Here is a 19,370-nt window from a genome sequence, read left to right as displayed (position 1 = left end):
TTTTTATATCAATACATTATCAGTTTAAATTCAACTAATAACTGCTACGAGTATTATTTTATTCTATAAACAGGATATTGTAAATGTGCTTTTTCATAATAGACAGAATTTTTATAAACCCAATCTAATTGTGCAGCACCATTTTCTGCAAAGGCTTTGTCTGCTTGTTTTTTAGCTTCTAATTCCGATTTTAATTTCGGGTTTTTGTCTAAAACTTCTTTTGCTAAATCTTCAAAAACATAGGCAGAAAAGTACTCTTTTTGTTGAAGAATGGCATCGAAAAAATTCCAATTAAAATAACTGTCAACCGCTTCGGGTTCTAAAGTTTCAAGAAGGTATTTTACTCCTTTTTGCTGTGTTTTAATAATATAGTCTCCTTTTTTGAACGCAACTTGTTCTGTCAATTTTGAAACTTTTGTGTTGTAATGTCCGTAATGACCTTCATAAGGATATTTTGAAGTTTCATAAGAATCAATTTTATAACTTTCAACATTTATAATTGTATCGCTATTTATCAGTCTCAATTGGATTGCGTTTAATTTTAATAAATCTAAAATTTCCCATTGCGATTTTGGAACAACATAATAGCTAGGAATAATTACTTCTTTTGTGGCTTTGTAATCATTATAGTAAGGGATGTTTTTAGTGAATGGTTGTTTCTTGTCATAATACAAACGATCTTTTCCCGATACATCACTTGGTTTATATGCACCTTTATAGCCTTTGAATTCTATTTTAGAAACTTTAGACGAATCTATTTCCCATTGCAAAGGATATTTCATGCCTATTTTATAGCTATTTAGATTGTCTGCTTTCATTTTTTTTATTTTCTGAACGTTTGCCTCTACATAATTAATTGTACTCACCATGTATTCATAAGTTACAGCAACTCTATCTTTGTAGGGTTTTAGCATGTGTGTTTCTGGAACGGAACCGAGCGTATTAAATAGGGTAGTGTAACCTGTTGCATATCTTGGAGAATCCATAAACTGTGCAAAACCATTATCTGGTTTATCTCCATGAATATTTACATAGGGAATGCTTTCAATTTTCTTAGTTTTTAGGTCTTTCATAATGGTAGGATGCATTTCATTTTTGTAGAACTCACCTAATTTTCCACCCAAACGTTGGTGTTGTGTAGCAATGCAAGTGAAAGTATATTGATAATCGGCTCCATTAGAAACATGATTGTCAATAAACATATCTGGATTTATGAGATGAAATATTTCCTGAAAACTTCTCGAATTTTTAGAATCCGATTTTATGAAATCACGATTTAAATCATAATTACGAGCATTTCCTCTAAAACCGTAGGCTTCAGGTCCATTCTGATTGGCTCTTGAGTTAGAGTTCCTGTTCAGACTTCCACCAATATTATAAATTGGAATGGTAACAATCATTGTATTTTTTGGTACTTTTATTTTTGCAGTAGCTAAATCGCGAAAAAGCATCATTGTAGCATCGATACCATCTGGTTCTCCTGGGTGAATACCGTTGTTAATTAAAATAACCGCTTTGTTTTGATAATAATCGAAATTTGTGTTTTGAGAAAAAGTAACCATACGTAAAGGTTCACCACTATCGGTTAAACCCATTTCATCCACTTGGATAGTGTTGAATTTTTGAGCCAAAGTTTCATAATAAGCAATACAATCTTCATAGGTTGTAGATTGATTTCCATTACCATTTTCGAAAGGTGTTTTTAAATTTTGGGAAAAACTAAAAACGGAAAATAATAGAGTTAGTGTAGTTAATAAACGCATACTATTTAATTGGTTAAGGTTAAAATATTTTTTAGCTGCTCGGTAAAAAGTTAAAGTTTTATTAAAGTTACACTAAAAAACGATATTTTGGTTTTTACATTTAATTATTTTTGTTAATTAAGTTTGATTTTAATAATTCATGTAAAAAAGAGCGTTCTCTGATTCAAATAATTACGATTGTATATTTGATTTATTATTGAATACAATTACTTCGTTTCAGATCTTTAAAAGCTATAGATAAACCCTCATTTATTTAGCTTAAAAGTATCTACAATGAAATATAAAAACAATAAAACAAACCCAGTAATTAAAATTGGTGTTGCGTTTTCAAAGTGCGATATTCTATAAAAAACACCTAGTAATAGGATAGCGATAATTACACTTAAAACCCCAAAAGGAAAAACAGTTAATTCTTTTGAAGATTCTTTATTTATATAGTTATTATATAATTCAAGAAGTAGGTATAACAAAAAACTTGTGCTACTAATAATTGGTAGGATATAGTGCGATGGTAGATGAAATAAATTGAGGTAGATGTTTAAAGGAAGAAATATAGCGACAAGTAGTTTTACATAATCAATAATTCTTTTTTCTTTTTTTAGATAGAATCGAACAGGGTAGAGAAGTACAATAATTCCTAATCCAATTGTCATTAATAATTGAGTATATGGCCAATGCATGATTTTAAAAAGGATACTAATTATTATAATTGGAAATGATAAACGGATTAATCGAACGATTATAGTTAGGTTCATGATACTATAGTTTTCTCAAATGTACTAAAAAAAGAAATTAATTAATTTGATAGCGTATAGAAAACAGTAAAAGGAAATTGATGAATTCCTGAAAATTTGAACTGTTTTTTAGCTTTTTATGTTAGTATAGTTACCTTTTTTCTACAATTTATTAAAGAAATAATTTAAGGGTACTTTTTAAAGGCTGTTTTACTTTACTTTTAGATTTTTATCCTTAGAAATAATTGAGACAGCTCCTTTTTCTTGTTGTTCTTGTGTTGGATTTATAGAACTTACATCAATAGTATTTTCGAACTTAATTAGCTTACCAGTAGTATCAAATTCTTGAAGAATATAATGGTCATAATCGGATAAATTTTGACGGATAGATTTTATCATTCCGTTTTCATAGTATAGAATTCTTTCTGAGTATGCATTTTTTTGTATCCATAATATCTTAATACTTCCAGAATCATAATAAGTTCTTGAATAATTGTAACCTTGCCCATCATGAATAACTAAAGAGTCTTTTTCTTTTATCATATATTTTACAGGTAAGTAATAGTTGTTGGAGAGTTTCAGCTCGCGTTTGCCTAACCAAGGATTGATTTTGACAACTGGTTTTGTGATTTTAGGGTCTAAAATTTTTAATTTATTAATAAAAACACAGTCGCAACTAGCAAACTCATTTTTAGAGAAATCATGATTAAAGTTGAATAAGATAGTATCTTTTTTTATTGCATAATTTATAATAGCTCCATTGCCACAATTTTCTATATATTGAATCTCCATAGATAATGTGTCATTTACTGTTTTTGAAGAAATAATTCTTTGGTTAATTCCATCAGTGTATCCAATTGGTTCTTGGCATTCTTCTTTAGATTCTATTAGTTTTAACTCTTTATTTTGCGAAAAGAGAAAAGATGCAAATAACAAGCAATACAGGAAGAGTTTCATGATACAGTAGTTTTCTCAAATGTACTAAAAAATGAATTTATATAATTAATTGAAGGTCAAAATTCGGATTTCCTAAATCAAAACCTATCTTTGCCAAATGAATAGAAATCCACTTTCCAATAATGTGCTTTTGAATCTTGACATTCAAAGGCTAAACAAAATGCAAGAAGTAGCGCAAAATGCTATTTTGAATGATAACAACGTTTTATTACTTTCTCCAACAGGTTCAGGGAAAACATTAGCTTTTTTGCTACCTATTTTTCAAATGTTAGATGAAGATGTAAAAGGCGTACAAGCTGTAATTTTAGTTCCTTCTCGTGAATTAGGATTACAAATTGAACAAGTTTGGAAAAAAATGGGTACCCATTATAAAGTTAATATGTGCTATGGAGGACATTCTATAGATACAGAAATTAATAACTTAAGCAATCCACCAGCCTTATTAATTGGAACACCTGGAAGAATTGCAGATCATTTAGATAGAGGAAGTTTTAAAACAGAGAATGCAAAAACATTAGTTTTAGACGAGTTTGACAAATCGTTGCAATTGGGTTATCATGAAGAGATGTCTTATATTATTGGTAAACTATCTAAATTAAATAAAAGAGTATTGGTTTCGGCTACTTCTGGTGTTGAAATACCAAAATATACGAAAGTAATTAATCCAACAATTGTAGATTTTATTGATGATGTAAAACCGAATCAAAATTTAGACACTCGTATTGTGTTTTCAAAGTCGAAAGATAAATTGGAATCGCTTTTTCAGTTGATTTGTTCAATAAATTCAGAATCGGCTATTGTTTTTTGTAATCATAGAGAAGCAGTAGAGCGCATCTATGATATGTTATTAGCCAAAGGAATACTTTCTACTTTTTATCATGGTGGTTTAGATCAAGACGAAAGAGAGCGTGCTTTAATTCAGTTTAGAAACGGAAGTGTTTCCTACTTAATTACAACCGATTTAGGAGCGCGTGGTTTGGATATTCCAGAAATGAATCACGTTATTCATTACCATTTACCAGCTAAAGAAGATGAATTTACGCACCGTAATGGTCGTACAGCTCGTATGTTGGCTACAGGTACGGCTTATGTGATTATTCATGAGACCGAAAAGAAATCGGACTATTTTGATTATGGTAAACGTAGGCTAGATGTTTCTGATGCTAAATCATTACCAAAAGCACCTGTTTTTCAAACGCTTTATATTAGTGGTGGGAAAAAGAACAAATTGAATAAATTTGATATTGTTGGTTTCCTTTCTCAAAAGGGAGAATTAGAAAAAGAAGATATTGGATTGATAGAAGTGAAAGATTTTATTTCATTTGTTGCTGTTCGTTATACAAAAGTGAAAGATGTTTTGGGTAAGATTAAAGACCAAAAAATGAAAGGAAAGAAGTATAAGATTGAAGTAGCAAGACAAGTTGTGAAAAAAGAAGAAGAAGAGGCAGAAACACATCCGAAATTTACTTCTAGAAAAGAAAACAATAGAAGTTAATACATTTTCATCTATTCGATGTTGTTTTTTAACATTAAGGGATTAAGTTTCTTAATCTCTTAATGTTTTAAAAAAAACAGGAATGCACTTATGTTTAAATGAACTATTTTTCAATATTTATAAAATTCATAGTTATCACTTCGATAGTTTGTAGCTTGTTAGTGAATTTTGGATTATGTTATAATGAAGGAAACTTTCTGTGTTTAATTGCTTTAAGAAATGTCTTCCTGTATCTATTGTTATACTGTTTTATAGTTCGAAATAGATTCACATTAGGATTATTGATTCTTTTAAGTATTTTTTTTTGGTCTCAGTTTTTTCAAGAAATAAGTTATATAGCTTATCCTAGTAATTCAGTATTGTATTTTAATCATAATTTGAGTAGAATACTAAATTTAATGAATTGTAATGAGTTTGTATTGAAAACGGTAATGATTATTCCTTTTGTTTTATTTCTAATGGTTACTTTTTTCGAAATTCCCTATAGAATATTTACAACATTTAATAAAAAAAAGGTTGCTTAGTATCTAATTTTATTCCTGATTTTCTAGTAATAGGAGTTATTTCAAATTGACTAATGACTTTGTTTCTTAAACTATTAAAACAAAAAAGCTAAAAACCATTTTCATGATTTTTAGCTTTTTTAGCTTAAGTAATTCTATTGCAATAGTTTTATTCTTTTATAAGTTTAAAAGTCGCTTTAAGATTGTCTTCATTTTTTAGTTTAACGAAATAAATTCCTGTTTTTAAAGGAATATCATCATTAATTGCGTTTGTGTTCTCATATTTCTTTGTAAAAACTAATTTTCCAAAAACATCAAAAATTTGTAAATCTATATTTAGTTGACTTTCTGTGAAATTAATTTTCAAAGCCTCTTTCATAGGGTTCTGTACTAACTTAATATTATTTTGAAAGTCGAAATCGGTAGTAGATAAAGTTTCATTTAAAACTAATGATGCTGCTGGACTCGGTGCATCTCCACTTGTACTTCCGTTACCGTTTACTGCATTTCCTGTAAAATAAAAAGTAACTGCTCCAGAATTTGTTGCAGGTGCAGTCCATTTAGAAGTAAAAGTTGGATTTGTACTCGTTGAGATATGTTCAAAATAGCTTCTACTACTAAAACTACTTATTTGTGCATTCGCAGAAGGAGTAGAAAATGTTCCAGCTGCAGTGTTTCCACTTTGTAAAGCAGTAGCTTGCATTCCATATCCTACAGGTGTTCCATTAGTATTAGTAATTGTAAACGATAAATTGTATTCTTCTCCAGGAGTATAATTGGTTACTGTAGCACCACCATTATCTGTAATGGTTAATGCAATAGTTGGAGAAAATGCTGCTCCACTATGGCATTGAGCGCAAGTGCTTCCACTACTTATTGGACTACCTGTTCGGTCTCCTAAACCATTGGCTGCCACTCCTGTTGATCTTAAAATAATTTTTGAATGATGTTGGTCTGGTTTGTAATAATCTGTTATACTATCAGAGTTTTTAAAACTTTGAATGAGTAAAAAGAGAATTAAAACCAACGTGATAGTTAATTGATTTCTTTTCATTTATTTGATGTTTGTTTATTTGTTGCGCAATATTACTAAAAATATGGCTAATTCTTAGGCTAAATTGCTATTACTTTTCAATGAATAAATTCGTAAAATATAAAAGTAGCTTGTAAGTACGCTTATTATAATTGAAAAAAATAGCTCTTTTAACTCAAGGTTCAACGTCTTTAGATTGTATTATTATCGTCTTTCTTTGAGGTTAATTCTTTTTGCTCTAGCGTTGCAGTTTATAACCGTTTGTTAATCTTAAGTTACTGATGAAAAGGTTTATAAAGACTAATTACAACCATTGGATTAATTCAATTTCTCCATATTAGTAACTGTCTTATTGGCTTCTTCGATTATTTCTTTCGGATAATTATATAGCTCTAATATTTTAATTGCATTTCTTGTAGTCGGTTTTCCTTTTTTAAGTTTATGATCAAAAAATAAGGCATTGTGTTCAATAGTTTCACTAAAGTGATGAATGCTAAAATTTTGGTTTGCTAATAAGTCATTAAGTTCTAAATCGTGTGTTGCTGCGATTACAATATTATTTTCTTTGTTAAGGTATTTTAATATCGCTTTTGCGCCTGCAATTCTTTCAGTGGTGTTAGTTCCTTTAAAGATTTCATCTAATAAGAATAGAGAAGTAGTGCCTTCTTTCGATAAGTCTATAAATTCCTTTATATTTAGCACTTCTTGTAAGTAATAGCTAGTATTTTCAGATAAATCATCGGATACTCTTAAAGAGGAGAAAAGTTTTAAAAAGGGTGCACTAAAACGTTGTGCAAAACAAATGTTTAAGGTTTGCGCTAGAATACTATTTATTGCAATTGTTCTAATAAAAGTAGTTTTTCCAGACATGTTTGAACCCGAAATAAGTAAACTATTATCAACTAAAGATAAATCGTTTGTTATGCAATTTTTAATTAATGGGTGACGTATTGCTTCTACTATAATTGTTTTTTCTGTAGTAAATTCGGGTGTGCAAAATGTTTGATTTTCTGTTTTTAGCGCGACTGTAGAAATAGCACAATCGACTTCCCCAATGAATTGATACATTTTATCAATACTGTCTTTTTCGTGTTGAATGGCATCAATAAACTTATAAAAAATAATGGTTTCTATATTGAAAAGTATTTTTATGAGTTCTAGAGGAAACCAGACGATAAAAACAAACTCGTTATCTACGTTTTTTTCAAAACGTATAAATTCAGTTTTCAATTTTATAGCTTCAATTTTTGCTGTAAATGTGTCTTTAAAATAAGTTGTAATTAATTCGTTTTTGAATAATTCTTTACTCACTTTTAAAGCAATAGAAAGTTGATCGATACCGTTTAAATGATAATTTATATTGTTTTTGTTTTGATAATGAAAAAAAAGGTTAATACAAAAAACGGGAATAATAAAAAGATATAATAGAGGAAAAATTAAACCTAATAAAATTAAAGAAATATTTAATATAGCAAAGAGATAAACGTATTTTAAATAGGATGGTTTCTCTATTTTCTCATCATTAATTAAACATTCCAAATCGTAGGCATTGTAGTTGTTCAATTTTAGTAGATGAAACTGACACTGTATTCTGAAGTTTGTGTTATTGGTGAATAAATTAACCAAACCATCAAAGTCCTTCAACTTTTGTAAGCTTTGAATTGTTCTTAGTTTATAATACAGATATTGTTGTCCAACTTTGGACGTGGTTCGGTCTATAAATGTAAAAACAGTATTTAAATCTAAATCATTCTCAATTTTATCGCTAATGAGATGAAATGCTTTTTCTTTGTGTTTATTGTTTTTGAAATATCGACTAATTAAAGAAAAACTAAAGCTTTCTATTTCTTTTTGTTTGCCCCAATTGTCTTTTAGATGTTTAAATTGTAAGCGATTATTTTTAATAATCCTTCTTCGATTAATGATGTACAGTAAGACGATTAGGATAAAAATAGAAAGAATCCAATTCATATGTTTGTTGTTTTATCTATTGGTGTGAAAAATAACGGTTTTGTTACATTCTTCAACAATATTGGAATTGTATTAAGCTTATTAGAATCGCCAATATTTTGAAGTTTTTAAAATGAATTAGATACGCGATAAGTAATGTTTAGATTATAAAATAGCACTTAGTTTTTTATGTTTTCTTCAATAAAAGAGTTTAGTTTTTTTTGAACCAATTCAGAAATCATTTCGTTTTCTATCCAAGTGTGAATACTTCCTAAATAATGCATTCCTAAATAGTTTGCACTTTCTATAAAAGGCATTTCGAATCCCTCTTTCAGTTCAGAATCGGAACCACAACTAATCATTCCCATTGTTTTTCCTCTTAGTTTTCTGCCAATTTCCTTTTCAACCTTTAAACAGTCTGTTATTCTATCAAAAAAGATTTTCATAATTCCACTCATTGCATACCAATAAACAGGCGTTGCAAAAATGATAATATCATAGTTATTTACAATTTCATTCATTAACGGTATGAAATCATCCTCTTGATTTTTAAAGTCATAGTCAAAATAGCTAATATGCTTTGATTTTAAATCGATAGTATCAAATCCTGTTTTGTCTTTTATAAAAGTAACAACTTTGTTTGTATTTCCATCACTTCTAGAACTGCCTTGTAGTATAACACCTTTGGTATTCATTTTTTTATGTATTTAGTTTAAAAAAACAAATCTATAGTGTTTAATTTGCTTATCAAATAAGGGGTAATTTTTGCCCTATAAATTATCGCCAAATTTTGAAAGCGCAGCAAAGACAGTAGATAATTGTGCTCCTAAAGATGTGATTGAGTATTCCGTTTTTTTTGGAAATTGATTGAAGTCTTCTTTTTCAATAAGTCCATCTTTAATCATTTCTTTTAACTGTTGGGTTAATGCTCTTTTCGAAGCTTCGGGTAAACCTATTTGAATGTCTTTTAATCTTAAATTTGTTTTAAGTAGTTCACTTAAAATTGCGGGTTTCCATTTTCCAGAAACTACATTCAGTGCTTTTTCTATGGAACAATCATTTTTTATAGCAGTCTTTCGTTGGTACAAAATGTTACATTTAAGGTTGATGAATTGTATAAACTGTTTCGTAAAGATAAAAAAGTAAACCGATTCGTTTTCTGTTTTTTTTGTATAAAAAAAACTAAAAATCAGATACTTATTTTTAGCCTTTTTTAATTTTTTTATACCTAATTGATTTACTTCAATTTACTTCTTTTCGGATTTTGCCTATTAGAGAAAAATGAAATTATTTCGATATTGTTATTTTTAATTCAGATAGCTGAAATAAATATGGGTTTTGTGAAATTAAAATCAATTTTTCTTCAAGATGTGTAACTAGGGAGTGCAATTCTTTTGCTGTTCAATTTTTTTCTAGATAGAAAAATGTATCATTTAACTCCTCTAAAGCATGATTTGTCCAATGAATTTTATATCCATTTTTCATAAAGTTTTCTAGCTTCAGAGTGAGGTTTTAATTTGCCAGAATCAGCATCTTGTATTCCTTTTTCAATAGATTTTTTTTCATTATCTGAAATTGAATTCCACCAATCTTTACTTTCTTTTTTTTTCAATTCCATTATTTTTTCAATAAGAGATGAATCTTCAATAGTTGAAAGCCATTGTATTAATTCCATTTTTTTATTTAAAAGACTTAGTTCCATTGCATAAAAATATTACATAGTTTAAAAGTACAAAAAACTTTCACAAAAAAATATATTGATTAAAATTTTTAACTCTATATAGTTAAAAAAAAGCTTATGCCTTACCAGGAAGTACTTTATAAGTTGGATCTTCCATAATATTCACATCGATTATTGCTTCTGCATTTTTAAGCAAGTCAATACAATCATGGCTTAGGTGTTTTAAATGGACTTTTTTACCAATGGCAGCATAACGTTCTGTAATTTTGTTTACAGCGTCTATGGCACTCATATCGGTAATTTTACTTTCTGCAAAATCAATAATAACTTCATTAGGATCATTTTGTACATCGAATTTTTCTCCAAAAGCGGTGGTAGAACCAAAGAATAAAGGTCCAAATAATTCATAATGTTTCACACCATTTTCATCTACATATTTTCTAGCACGAATGCGTTTTGCACTTTCCCATGCAAATACTAAGGCAGAAATAATAACACCAATTAAAACGGCTAAAGCTAAGTTATGAAGGAATATCGTAATCAACGTTACAACCAACATTACAAAAATATCATGTTTCGGCATTTTAGTAAACGCTTTAAAACTCGCCCATTCAAATGTTCCTATTGCAACCATAATCATAACTCCTGTTAAAGCAGCCATTGGTAATAATTCAATAACTGGTGCTCCAACTAAGATAATGACTAAAATAGTTAAAGCCGCTACAATACCTGATAATCGAGCTCTAGAACCAGATGATAGGTTGACTAAAGTTTGTGCAATCATTGGACAACCACCCATTCCGGAGAAAAATCCGTTTGCAATGTTTGCTGTTCCTTGTGCTAGACATTCTCTATTACTATTTCCTTTTGTTCCTGTAATTTCGTCTACTAAGTTTAAAGTTAATAATCCTTCTGTTAAACCTACAGCAGCCATTATTAGACCATACGGTAAAATAACTTTCAAGGTTTCTAATGTGAAAGGAATTTGTGGAATATGAAAAGGAGGCAAATCGCCACTAACTTTAGCGATATCAACTACTTGTTTGGTATCGATATTAAAAATTAATACAATAGCAAATACTACTATTATCGAGACTAAAGAAGCTGGAATTGCTTTTGTTATTTTTGGTAAAATTAAAATGATAGCAATTGTTAATGCTACTAAGCCAGCCATAATTAGAAACGGAGCTCCAGTTAACCATTCGGTTTTTCCATTAACGATTGTTTTGAATTGTTCCAATTGCGACATGAAGATAATGACAGCTAAACCATTTACAAATCCAAACATTACAGGTTGTGGAACTAGGCGAATAAATTTCCCCAATTTAAGTAATCCAACCACTATTTGAATGACTCCAGCCAAGGCTACAGCTCCAAATACATATTCTAATCCGTGAGAGTTCATTAGTGCAATTAAAACAATTACAGTTGCTCCAGCACCACCAGACACTAAACCAGGTCTTCCTCCAAAAATAGCCGTTATTATTCCCATAATGAAAGCTCCGTATAAACCAACAAGAGGAGGAAAGCCAGCTAAAATGGCAAAAGATAAAGATTCAGGAATCATGGTCATTGCCACGGTTAAACCTGCTAATATTTCGGTTTTGTAATCTACTTTTTGTTTGAAATCGAAAAGATTGAGTACTTTTTGCATTATTTTTTTTGACTTTTATTATAAAAGTGCAAAAGTAAGCATTTCAATTTTAAGAAAAGGCATAGTGCTGTAATGTGTTTCTAATTCATTTTTGGACTTGCTCTTTGTTTTTTGAATTTAATTTTTAGTTGATAAGCAATTTCCCATAAAAATAGTAAACTTATTGCATTGGTTAGAATTGCTGTAAACATTCCATAAGGATCAGAACTAGGAAATAGGTTTAGTTTGGTAATTAATATAGGACCCACAAATTCAACTAGAAGTGAACTAATAGCTGCAATTAGATATGCTGTAATACAGTTGATAAGTATATTCCATTTTAAAAATAGGAAAGCAAATAATAGATTGAGTGTTCCAAAACTAATAATTAGTGTTAGATGAAAATCAATAAAAATAGCTTGGAAAGTGAGGAACAAGAAAGAATAATAATAATAAATAATGCCTAAAAGGATATAAAAAGCAATTCTCTTTATTGGTTTCATAGTTTAATTTTTTATAGACCATATCAAAGATAATTTTTTTTCTAAAATTTAAATAAATTAAACAAAATAAGACGGGATTGTTATAAAACTTTAATTTTTGAATAAACTACAGAAAATCTGCCACTTAAGTATTGGTTTTGTTTGCTAAATTGCATTACAATAAAGAAACAAATAAACAAATAACATGAAAAAAAATCTTTTAAAGCTAACCTTACTATTAGGTTTGGCAATTGTACTAGGATCTTGTAACGGTGAACAAGAAGGGAACCCTCAAGAAGTAAATCCACAAACTTCTGAAGATTATACAATAGGTCTAATTAAAAAATGTGACGATTGTGAAGCTTCATTTTCCAAAACCTTTTTTTATTGTGGAATAAAAGCAGGTGCTTCTTATGTAGAAAATGATAGTCCATATCTTAATGATATTAAAGAAAGTATTTCAAGCGGAACTCCAATTAAAATTTATTTTGATGAAAATGATCCAGAAAGAATAATTTCTGTAGTTAAGATTTCAAATAGTGAAGAAAAGAATTGGAATTCAAATGTGAAATATGAAGAAACACCATTTAAAACCATTGAGGATTTAAATAAAAAAGTTTCAACTCAAAAAGCTTCTAGTTTTGATTTTACAACAACTGAGGCTGTCAACTTTTTTAACGCTATGAAAAATAAAAGTTGCGCTATAAATAATCAAAATTTATGTATTCCTTTTCAATATGCAAATGATGGTTGTTATGCAAGAGCCCACATGATGAGAAAACACATGAATAGTACGAGTAAAGATTGTTATAAGATTTTTGCTTATGGAAATTTAAAAGTGAATATCTCGTCTACTGGAGTATGTGGTATTGCATGGAGATATCACGTAGCTCCTCTAATTTCTGTTAATGGTGTTTGGAATGTAGTTGACCCTTCTTTATTTAATCAACCTGTAACCATCACAACTTGGTTGAATAAAATGAAATATAATGGAGGCACTGTTTCAACAACAAGTTACCAAAATTCTAGCGTGTATTATTATGATTATGCTTCGAATTATACGCAATATGATAATAATTATTCAGATACATATAGTACTTTAGCTAATTACAGATATAGACAGACAAGTTGCTCTTTTTAAGAATAGTTGTTTTTAATTATGTAAAATCTAATTAGTAATATATCGAATACTTAATTGAATTATAATAAAATGAATAGCTTTGTTGAAAATTTAATTTTTGACAAAGCTATTCTGATATAAAAATGTAAAATTTAACCACTAAGTTTCTATAACATTTTTTTAGCTTCTTTAGGATCGTTTAAGTCTATCCAAAAGATGTGCATTGCTTCATTTTTATCTCCAGTTCCGTTTTTATTACTGTCGTGTTTTGCATAAATATACATGATATCATTTTTATAATCATAAGTAGATTTAATAACTCCATAATCTGAAGGAAGTAATTGCGTTTTCTTAGTATTGAATTTATCAAAATGATACAACTTGCGTAAATCTTTTTTATTAATTAATGTATCATTATTAGTGTCTTCATCATAGACAGAAACCATGAAGTAGTCTCTTTGAATTGGTTTCTTTAGTAATGAATCTTTTTTGACACCAGGATAATAGACCGTTTTTATTAAAACTGGCTTTTTGAAAAGAAAACTTGTTTTCTCGTTGCCTAAGTTATAATGCGCAATGTTTATTAAGTTGTATCCATTAATAATATCTAATCCGGGCATAAAATAATTATAGCTGTCTTCACTTTTATCATGGTAGCCATAATAACTGCTATCTTCATAGTAATTAATGTTTTTGTCTGATTCGGGCTTAATTTTATACATAGAAACTAAACGAATACTATCTAGACCAGTAAGAATTACTTTGTTTGAAGTAGTGGTTAGATTTGTACTTGTAATAATTGTATTTATAGTATCGTTATTTTCTATAACCTCTTGTTCTTCTAGAGTTAAGTAATCTGATTTTTTAACTTTATTAGAATCATTACAAGCAATTAAACTTGATAGCAGTGTAACAGAAAAAATAGTTTTTAAAGTCATCTGTTATTTTTTATTCATTACCGATGGAGGAACCAATTTTGTAATGTCTCCACCATTTCTTAAAACATCTCTAACAATACTCGAAGAAATATATGAAGTTCGTGCAGAAGTTAAAAGAAAAACAGTTTCAATTTTAGACAAGCTTCTATTAGTGTGTGCAATCGCTTTTTCAAATTCAAAATCGGCTGGGTTTCTTAGTCCTCTCAGAATGAAATCGGCCTTTTCTTTTTGACACAAATCAATAGTAAGTCCTTTATAGGTTATCACTTTTACTTTTGGTTCGTCTTTAAAAGCTTCTTCAATAAAGCGTTTGCGTTCCTCAAGAGTATACATGTATTTTTTTTCTGCATTTACACCAATAGCTACTATAATTTCATCGAAAAGAGAAGCTCCTCTTTTTATAATATCATAGTGACCGTTAGTTATAGGGTCAAATGAACCTGGGAAAATAGCTTTTTTCATTTTGTCTTATTTTAAAGAATCGGTTAGGTTTTGAATATCCTTACTAGAATATTCTCCTAAAATATAATTGTATTGCCCGTTTTTATTGATGATTAATACACCATAGCAACTTCCTTTAATGACTAAAAGTTTCTTTAAAAAATACAAACCAACATCATCATAATGATTTTTTTTGTCTAAAATACTTTTTGCAGCCAATTTATCTGCATAAACAAAAACGTTGCGATGGTTTTTTAGGTCTAATTTGCTATATACTTTACTATTTAGATAAGCATAACTTTTATCTAATTCACCATAATTCTCATAAGGACAATAATCTTTTGGAAACCTGTAATTTACAATTAGATAGCTTTCATTTTTCCAGTTGTATTCGTACTTAATAGTTTCTAAATCTTTTTTAGGAATTGTTTTTTCTTGAGCAAATCCGCTTTGTACTATTAATAATAAAAGGATCAGATATTTTTTCATAAGTATGCTTTTCAGGTTACTAGTTTTTTTATAATATTAACGTTGTAATGCTTGTTCTATTGCGTTTTCGAATAAAATAGGCAATGGAATTCCTGCTTCAATTGCTTGTTGCGGTAGTATGCTTCCGTTGGTTAAACCAGGAACAGTATTCATTTCTAACATGTGAGGTTCATCATTTACGATGATAAACTCACTTCTAGAGAAGCCTTTCATTTTTAAAACTTCATAGGCTTTTTTAGCAACTTGTTCAATTTTCAGTTTTAGTTCTTCTGAGATTCTAGCAGGTGTAATCTCTTGTGATTTGCCTAGATATTTAGCTTCATAATCGAAGAAGTCGTTTTCTGAAACAATCTCAGTTATAGGTAATACTCTTGTTTCACCATTAAAGTTTATTACACCAACAGAAACTTCTGTACCATCTAGAAAGCTTTCAATAATAATTTCATTATCTTCTTTATAGGCAACTTCTATAGCAGGCATAAATTCTTCTCTGGTTTTTACTTTAGAAATTCCGAAACTAGAACCCGATTTGTTTGGTTTAACAAAACAAGGTAATCCTACAGTTTTTAAAATCTCATCTACATTAATTTCATCTCCTAAATTAAGATAATGTGAAGTGGCAGTTTTTATGCCATATGGTTTTAAAACCGATAATAAATCTCTTTTGTTAAATGTTAATGCAGCTTGATAATAATCGCAAGAAGTTTGAGGAATGTTTAACAACTCTAAATAGGCTTGCATTAATCCATCTTCTCCTGGTGTTCCATGAATAGCATTAAAAACAACATCGAAAGCTATTTTTTTGTCATTAATAGAAGTACTAAAATCATTTTTATCTATTGGAAACTCTATATTGTTTTTTACACAAACCCATTTTTCTTTAAAAATATGAACAGGATAGACATTGTATTTTTCTTTGTTTAGATTTTCATATACGACACTACCACTGGTTAATGAGATTTTGTATTCGCTTGAATATCCTCCCATTATAATAGCCACATTTTTCATTTTATTATTTTTAAATTGAACAAGCACAAAATTACATTATTTATTCAAACTAAAAATCTTTTCGATTTCTTATATTTGCTGAAATATTGTTAATTATGAATGTTCTGAATTTTTTAAAAAGTAAAACTTTTTTAATACAATTAGCCATCGCTTTTGTTATTGTAATTGTTTTAGGATTTGTATTGGTTAAATTTTTAGATGTTAAAACACGTCATGGTGAAGAAATTACTGTGCCCGATTTATCGAAGATGCAAATTGTAATTGCCGATGAAAAATTGAAAGAATTAGGGTTAGAACTTTTACTTTTAGATACAGTAGATTTTAGAAAAGATATGCCTCCTTTTTCAATTGTGGAACAAGATCCTAAAGCAAAGACGACAGTTAAGGATGGAAGAAAAATTTACGTTAAGGTTAATTCTGGAGGATTTACAGATGTACTAATTCCGCCTTTTAAAGATAAAACGTATCGACAAATGAGTGCTAATTTTAAATCTTTAGGATTAAAAGAAGGTAGAAAAACATATAGAAATTATATTGCAAAAGATGTTGTTTTAGGCATTTCTATTAATGGGAAAAGTCTTAATGCAGGAGATAAAATAAAAAAGAATTCAACCATCGATTTTGTGTTAGGAGATGGTGAAGATATTTTTGACGGAACAAATTTAGGTGAAATGCCTAGCGAATTAGAAGAAGACCCAAATTTATAGTAATGATAAAAGATAACCAAGTTGAAGGTGTGGATGATGATTTGTATGAACATCATCGTTTTGAAGCTTCAAAAGGACAACAAGCGCTACGTGTAGATAAATTTTTAATGAATTTAATTGAAAATGCAACACGTAGTAAAATACAAAAAGCTGCCGATTCTGGAAATATATTTGTGAATGATATTGCAGTAAAATCTAACCATAAAGTGAAACCTTTAGATGTTGTTAGAGTAATGCTTGAACATCCACCGTATGAACATTTGCTTAAAGGAGAAGATATTCCTTTGGATATTGTATATGAAGATGATCAGGTGATTGTTGTTAACAAACCAGCAGGAATGGTTGTACATCCTGGACATGGGAATTATTCGGGTACTTTAGTGAATGCATTAGCTTTTCATTTTGAGAATTTGCCAATGAATAGCTCTGAAAGACCAGGTTTAGTACATCGTATTGATAAAGATACGACAGGACTTTTGGTAGTAGCTAAAACGGAATTAGCTATGGATTATTTAACGAAGCAATTTGCAGCAAAAACTTCTGAAAGAGAATATATTGCTATTGTTTGGGGCGATATTAAAGAAGATGAAGGTACAATTGAAGGAAATATTGACCGTCATCCTGTAAATCGTATGCAAATGTCGGTTTATCCAGAAGGAGATCAAGGAAAACATGCTGTAACACACTTTAAAGTGATTGAACGTTTGGGTTATGTTACTGTTATTTCTTGTCGATTAGAAACGGGAAGAACACATCAAATACGTGTGCACTTAAAATATATTGGACATACGCTTTTTAATGATGAGCGTTATGGTGGTAATCTAATTTTAAAAGGAACAACTTTTACAAAATACAAACAGTTTGTAGATAATTGTTTCAAAGTATTGCCAAGACAAGCTTTGCATGCTAGAACATTAGGTTTTGAACATCCTATAACTAAAGAATTCATGCGTTTTAGTACAGAAATTCCAACCGATATACAAGATTGTATAGAAAAATGGAGAGTTTATTCTAAAGCACAAACATTTACAGAAGAATAAAAATAGAAAGCCTTTACTTTATTATAAGTAGAGGCTTTTCGTTTTGAGTTAAAGTTATATTGAGATGATAATTATTTATGAACTTCATTCAACCAATTTTTAAATTTAGATTGAATTTCGGTTTTTTGAATTAAATAATTTCTACTATCAATTTCTTGTTTTTGTTTTGCAACTCTAATTTTAGAAAGTTGATTTTCTAAAAGATGAAACTTCATTTGTGTTGCTAATCTGTAATTGTTTTTATAATAACATGAGATTAAATTCAAACTTCTTTGTAGTTTTTCTTCCAACAATAATTGGTTTGCATGAAGGATAGTTGTTAATTCAATTTTTGATTTATCCCATTTATCTATATTTTTTAGATATTCGTCTAATTCATTTTTAAAATTCCCATAATTAGGCATTTGTTTCTGTAAAAATAAAACGGCTTTGATATTCATCTCGAAGTTTTCTTCTTTAGATTTTTCTTTTATATAGTTTCTGATGTTTTGACCTTTGTTAAAACCAATATCATAACCCAAAAGCCATTGTTCTTTCTTTTTAGGGTAATTAATACTACATGTGTGTTCACATACTATTAAATCAGTAAGTAACCCTGTTTTTAATCCGAATATTTCTCCTTGAATTTTTGGAAAATAATAACCACCCATCGTATTTATTTTATTATTCGTATCATCGTAAAATCATCAGTAGGTTTTTTACCTAGTTGATTTTCAATGAATTTTAGTTTTAATGTTAGCATTTCATTACTTTCTTCTTGTGCTTTATTTTTTGTTAAGTAGTCAATACAATTTAAATCTTCATCTGTTTTATTTTTCGAAAATGATTCAAAAGTAAATATGCCATCGGTTGCAATTGTTATATCAGAAATGGTGTTAATCGGAGTAATTTGTTTTTGAGAAGTATAAAAAGTTTCGAAATCATCATTACAATGAAATCCTAGATAGTCGGGTTTGTTGTCTTGTTCCAAATCAGTAATTGTGCCATTAATGTTAACAAATCCATCACCAATAGCAAGAAGAATTCCTTCATTCGTTGTTTGGTCTACTAAAAGGAGTAATAATGTTGTTAAGAGCTCTTTTGTGTCTAATAATAATTGATTCTTAATGGTTTTTAGTTCTTGCATTAAATCAGACATAATGCTTTTTAATTCAGTTTCAAGGGATGATTTTTTATGAGAATATGCAACAAAATCTTTGTATCCTTTTTCTAAGCAAATTTTCTTTATTATTTTAGAAATTAATGTAGAGGAAAAATGGCTTTCCATAGCAGTTGTACATCCGTCCATAACTGCGAAAAGCATTTTATCTTTACCATATTTTCCATAATACAAACTATCTTCACAATAATTTTCGTGATATTCACCTCTTTGTAATGCTGTATATATTTTCATTTT

20 protein-coding genes are annotated in these 19,370 nt (G+C 28.9%); 4 read left to right on the top strand and 16 right to left on the bottom strand.

Annotated elements, in window-relative coordinates; genetic code table 11:
- Positions 1–53: 53 nt before the first annotated feature.
- From L2Z92_RS20135 to L2Z92_RS20125, 3 genes are all read right to left on the bottom strand, one after another.
- The gene (locus L2Z92_RS20135) at positions 54–1,763 is read right to left on the bottom strand and encodes a M14 family zinc carboxypeptidase (RefSeq protein WP_236456533.1); all 1,710 of its coding nucleotides are present in this window, start codon (positions 1,761–1,763) and stop codon (positions 54–56) included.
- Between the two features lie 245 nt (positions 1,764–2,008).
- Positions 2,009–2,518 carry a GldL-related protein gene (locus L2Z92_RS20130; RefSeq protein WP_236456532.1) on the bottom strand — a complete coding sequence of 170 codons (510 nt, stop codon included), beginning with the start codon at positions 2,516–2,518 and terminating at the stop codon, positions 2,009–2,011.
- Between the two features lie 189 nt (positions 2,519–2,707).
- On the bottom strand, positions 2,708–3,454 hold the full coding sequence (locus tag L2Z92_RS20125; protein WP_236456531.1) for a hypothetical protein: 747 nt from the start codon (positions 3,452–3,454) through the stop codon (positions 2,708–2,710).
- 97 nt (positions 3,455–3,551) lie between these two features.
- Here L2Z92_RS20125 and L2Z92_RS20120 point away from each other — a divergent pair, with 97 nt between their 5' ends.
- Complete coding sequence (locus tag L2Z92_RS20120) at positions 3,552–4,949, top strand: DEAD/DEAH box helicase (RefSeq protein ID WP_236456530.1); 1,398 nt, start codon at positions 3,552–3,554, stop codon at positions 4,947–4,949.
- 672 nt (positions 4,950–5,621) lie between these two features.
- Here the strand turns inward: L2Z92_RS20120 and L2Z92_RS20115 are convergent.
- The 7 genes from L2Z92_RS20115 to L2Z92_RS20085 form a co-directional block, all read right to left on the bottom strand.
- The gene (locus tag L2Z92_RS20115) at positions 5,622–6,506 is read right to left on the bottom strand and encodes a choice-of-anchor V domain-containing protein (RefSeq protein WP_236456529.1); all 885 of its coding nucleotides are present in this window, start codon (positions 6,504–6,506) and stop codon (positions 5,622–5,624) included.
- A gap of 297 nt (positions 6,507–6,803) precedes the next feature.
- Positions 6,804–8,456 (bottom strand): MutS-related protein, encoded by a 1,653-nt coding sequence (locus L2Z92_RS20110; protein ID WP_236456527.1) that lies wholly within the window; start codon positions 8,454–8,456, stop codon positions 6,804–6,806.
- Between the two features lie 158 nt (positions 8,457–8,614).
- Positions 8,615–9,130, bottom strand: coding sequence for a flavodoxin family protein (locus L2Z92_RS20105; protein WP_236456526.1), 516 nt, complete (start codon positions 9,128–9,130; stop codon positions 8,615–8,617).
- Between the two features lie 75 nt (positions 9,131–9,205).
- The gene (locus L2Z92_RS20100; protein WP_236456525.1) at positions 9,206–9,523 is read right to left on the bottom strand and encodes a winged helix-turn-helix transcriptional regulator; all 318 of its coding nucleotides are present in this window, start codon (positions 9,521–9,523) and stop codon (positions 9,206–9,208) included.
- A gap of 380 nt (positions 9,524–9,903) precedes the next feature.
- Positions 9,904–10,110 carry a hypothetical protein gene (locus L2Z92_RS20095; protein ID WP_236456524.1) on the bottom strand — a complete coding sequence of 69 codons (207 nt, stop codon included), beginning with the start codon at positions 10,108–10,110 and terminating at the stop codon, positions 9,904–9,906.
- A gap of 121 nt (positions 10,111–10,231) precedes the next feature.
- A complete protein-coding gene (locus L2Z92_RS20090; RefSeq protein ID WP_236456523.1) occupies positions 10,232–11,770 on the bottom strand; it encodes a SulP family inorganic anion transporter in 1,539 nt (512 codons plus the stop codon).
- A gap of 80 nt (positions 11,771–11,850) precedes the next feature.
- On the bottom strand, positions 11,851–12,252 hold the full coding sequence (locus L2Z92_RS20085; RefSeq protein WP_236456522.1) for a hypothetical protein: 402 nt from the start codon (positions 12,250–12,252) through the stop codon (positions 11,851–11,853).
- Positions 12,253–12,436: 184 nt separating this feature from the next.
- Here L2Z92_RS20085 and L2Z92_RS20080 point away from each other — a divergent pair, with 184 nt between their 5' ends.
- Positions 12,437–13,372 carry a protein-glutamine glutaminase family protein gene (locus tag L2Z92_RS20080; RefSeq protein WP_236456521.1) on the top strand — a complete coding sequence of 312 codons (936 nt, stop codon included), beginning with the start codon at positions 12,437–12,439 and terminating at the stop codon, positions 13,370–13,372.
- Positions 13,373–13,518: 146 nt separating this feature from the next.
- Here L2Z92_RS20080 and L2Z92_RS20075 read toward each other — a convergent pair whose 3' ends face one another.
- The 4 genes from L2Z92_RS20075 to L2Z92_RS20060 are packed head-to-tail and all read right to left on the bottom strand — an operon-like array spanning position 13,519 to position 16,227.
- Positions 13,519–14,289 carry a hypothetical protein gene (locus L2Z92_RS20075; protein ID WP_236456520.1) on the bottom strand — a complete coding sequence of 257 codons (771 nt, stop codon included), beginning with the start codon at positions 14,287–14,289 and terminating at the stop codon, positions 13,519–13,521.
- 3 nt (positions 14,290–14,292) lie between these two features.
- Positions 14,293–14,751 (bottom strand): pantetheine-phosphate adenylyltransferase, encoded by a 459-nt coding sequence (gene coaD, locus L2Z92_RS20070; RefSeq protein ID WP_236456519.1) that lies wholly within the window; start codon positions 14,749–14,751, stop codon positions 14,293–14,295.
- A 6-nt stretch (positions 14,752–14,757) separates the two neighbouring features.
- Positions 14,758–15,219, bottom strand: a complete 462-nt coding sequence (locus tag L2Z92_RS20065; RefSeq protein WP_236456517.1) for a hypothetical protein — start codon at positions 15,217–15,219, stop codon at positions 14,758–14,760.
- Positions 15,220–15,255: 36 nt separating this feature from the next.
- Entirely contained in the window at positions 15,256–16,227 is a 972-nt protein-coding gene (locus L2Z92_RS20060) for a D-alanine--D-alanine ligase (protein WP_236456516.1), read from the bottom strand.
- Positions 16,228–16,322: 95 nt separating this feature from the next.
- On the opposite strand from L2Z92_RS20060, the gene L2Z92_RS20055 reads away from it, so the two are divergent.
- Together L2Z92_RS20055 and L2Z92_RS20050 are read left to right on the top strand one after the other, a co-directional pair.
- Entirely contained in the window at positions 16,323–16,934 is a 612-nt protein-coding gene (locus L2Z92_RS20055) for a PASTA domain-containing protein (RefSeq protein ID WP_236456515.1), read from the top strand.
- A gap of 2 nt (positions 16,935–16,936) precedes the next feature.
- A complete protein-coding gene (locus L2Z92_RS20050) occupies positions 16,937–17,974 on the top strand; it encodes an RluA family pseudouridine synthase (RefSeq protein ID WP_379677454.1) in 1,038 nt (345 codons plus the stop codon).
- Positions 17,975–18,045: 71 nt separating this feature from the next.
- Here the strand turns inward: L2Z92_RS20050 and L2Z92_RS20045 are convergent, their stop codons facing one another.
- Complete coding sequence (locus L2Z92_RS20045) at positions 18,046–18,624, bottom strand: hypothetical protein (protein WP_236456514.1); 579 nt, start codon at positions 18,622–18,624, stop codon at positions 18,046–18,048.
- Positions 18,625–18,629: 5 nt separating this feature from the next.
- Positions 18,630–19,367: a protein phosphatase 2C domain-containing protein gene (locus tag L2Z92_RS20040; RefSeq protein WP_236456513.1), complete on the bottom strand. Its 738-nt coding sequence runs from the start codon at positions 19,365–19,367 to the stop codon at positions 18,630–18,632.
- Positions 19,368–19,370: the final 3 nt, after the last annotated feature.

This window comes from Flavobacterium jumunjinense (assembly GCF_021650975.2).
Taxonomy (GTDB): Bacteria; Bacteroidota; Bacteroidia; order Flavobacteriales; family Flavobacteriaceae; genus Flavobacterium; species Flavobacterium jumunjinense.
This window is presented reverse-complemented; position numbering and strand designations above follow the sequence as displayed.

What these genes read in the sequence shown, in the direction of transcription:
- L2Z92_RS20105 (WP_236456526.1), bottom strand. Translation starts at nt 9,130, where the DNA reads ATGAATACCAAAGGTGTTATACTACAAGGCAGTTCTAGAAGTGATGGA.
- L2Z92_RS20090 (WP_236456523.1), bottom strand. Translation starts at nt 11,770, where the DNA reads ATGCAAAAAGTACTCAATCTTTTCGATTTCAAACAAAAAGTAGATTAC.
- coaD (WP_236456519.1), bottom strand. Translation starts at nt 14,751, where the DNA reads ATGAAAAAAGCTATTTTCCCAGGTTCATTTGACCCTATAACTAACGGT.
- L2Z92_RS20075 (WP_236456520.1), bottom strand. Translation starts at nt 14,289, where the DNA reads ATGACTTTAAAAACTATTTTTTCTGTTACACTGCTATCAAGTTTAATT.
- L2Z92_RS20110 (WP_236456527.1), bottom strand. Translation starts at nt 8,456, where the DNA reads ATGAATTGGATTCTTTCTATTTTTATCCTAATCGTCTTACTGTACATC.
- L2Z92_RS20120 (WP_236456530.1), top strand. Translation starts at nt 3,552, where the DNA reads ATGAATAGAAATCCACTTTCCAATAATGTGCTTTTGAATCTTGACATT.
- L2Z92_RS20080 (WP_236456521.1), top strand. Translation starts at nt 12,437, where the DNA reads ATGAAAAAAAATCTTTTAAAGCTAACCTTACTATTAGGTTTGGCAATT.
- L2Z92_RS20085 (WP_236456522.1), bottom strand. Translation starts at nt 12,252, where the DNA reads ATGAAACCAATAAAGAGAATTGCTTTTTATATCCTTTTAGGCATTATT.
- L2Z92_RS20050 (WP_379677454.1), top strand. Translation starts at nt 16,937, where the DNA reads ATGATAAAAGATAACCAAGTTGAAGGTGTGGATGATGATTTGTATGAA.
- L2Z92_RS20115 (WP_236456529.1), bottom strand. Translation starts at nt 6,506, where the DNA reads ATGAAAAGAAATCAATTAACTATCACGTTGGTTTTAATTCTCTTTTTA.
- L2Z92_RS20045 (WP_236456514.1), bottom strand. Translation starts at nt 18,624, where the DNA reads ATGGGTGGTTATTATTTTCCAAAAATTCAAGGAGAAATATTCGGATTA.
- L2Z92_RS20065 (WP_236456517.1), bottom strand. Translation starts at nt 15,219, where the DNA reads ATGAAAAAATATCTGATCCTTTTATTATTAATAGTACAAAGCGGATTT.
- L2Z92_RS20095 (WP_236456524.1), bottom strand. Translation starts at nt 10,110, where the DNA reads ATGGAATTAATACAATGGCTTTCAACTATTGAAGATTCATCTCTTATT.
- L2Z92_RS20060 (WP_236456516.1), bottom strand. Translation starts at nt 16,227, where the DNA reads ATGAAAAATGTGGCTATTATAATGGGAGGATATTCAAGCGAATACAAA.
- L2Z92_RS20130 (WP_236456532.1), bottom strand. Translation starts at nt 2,518, where the DNA reads ATGAACCTAACTATAATCGTTCGATTAATCCGTTTATCATTTCCAATT.
- L2Z92_RS20135 (WP_236456533.1), bottom strand. Translation starts at nt 1,763, where the DNA reads ATGCGTTTATTAACTACACTAACTCTATTATTTTCCGTTTTTAGTTTT.
- L2Z92_RS20055 (WP_236456515.1), top strand. Translation starts at nt 16,323, where the DNA reads ATGAATGTTCTGAATTTTTTAAAAAGTAAAACTTTTTTAATACAATTA.
- L2Z92_RS20040 (WP_236456513.1), bottom strand. Translation starts at nt 19,367, where the DNA reads ATGAAAATATATACAGCATTACAAAGAGGTGAATATCACGAAAATTAT.
- L2Z92_RS20125 (WP_236456531.1), bottom strand. Translation starts at nt 3,454, where the DNA reads ATGAAACTCTTCCTGTATTGCTTGTTATTTGCATCTTTTCTCTTTTCG.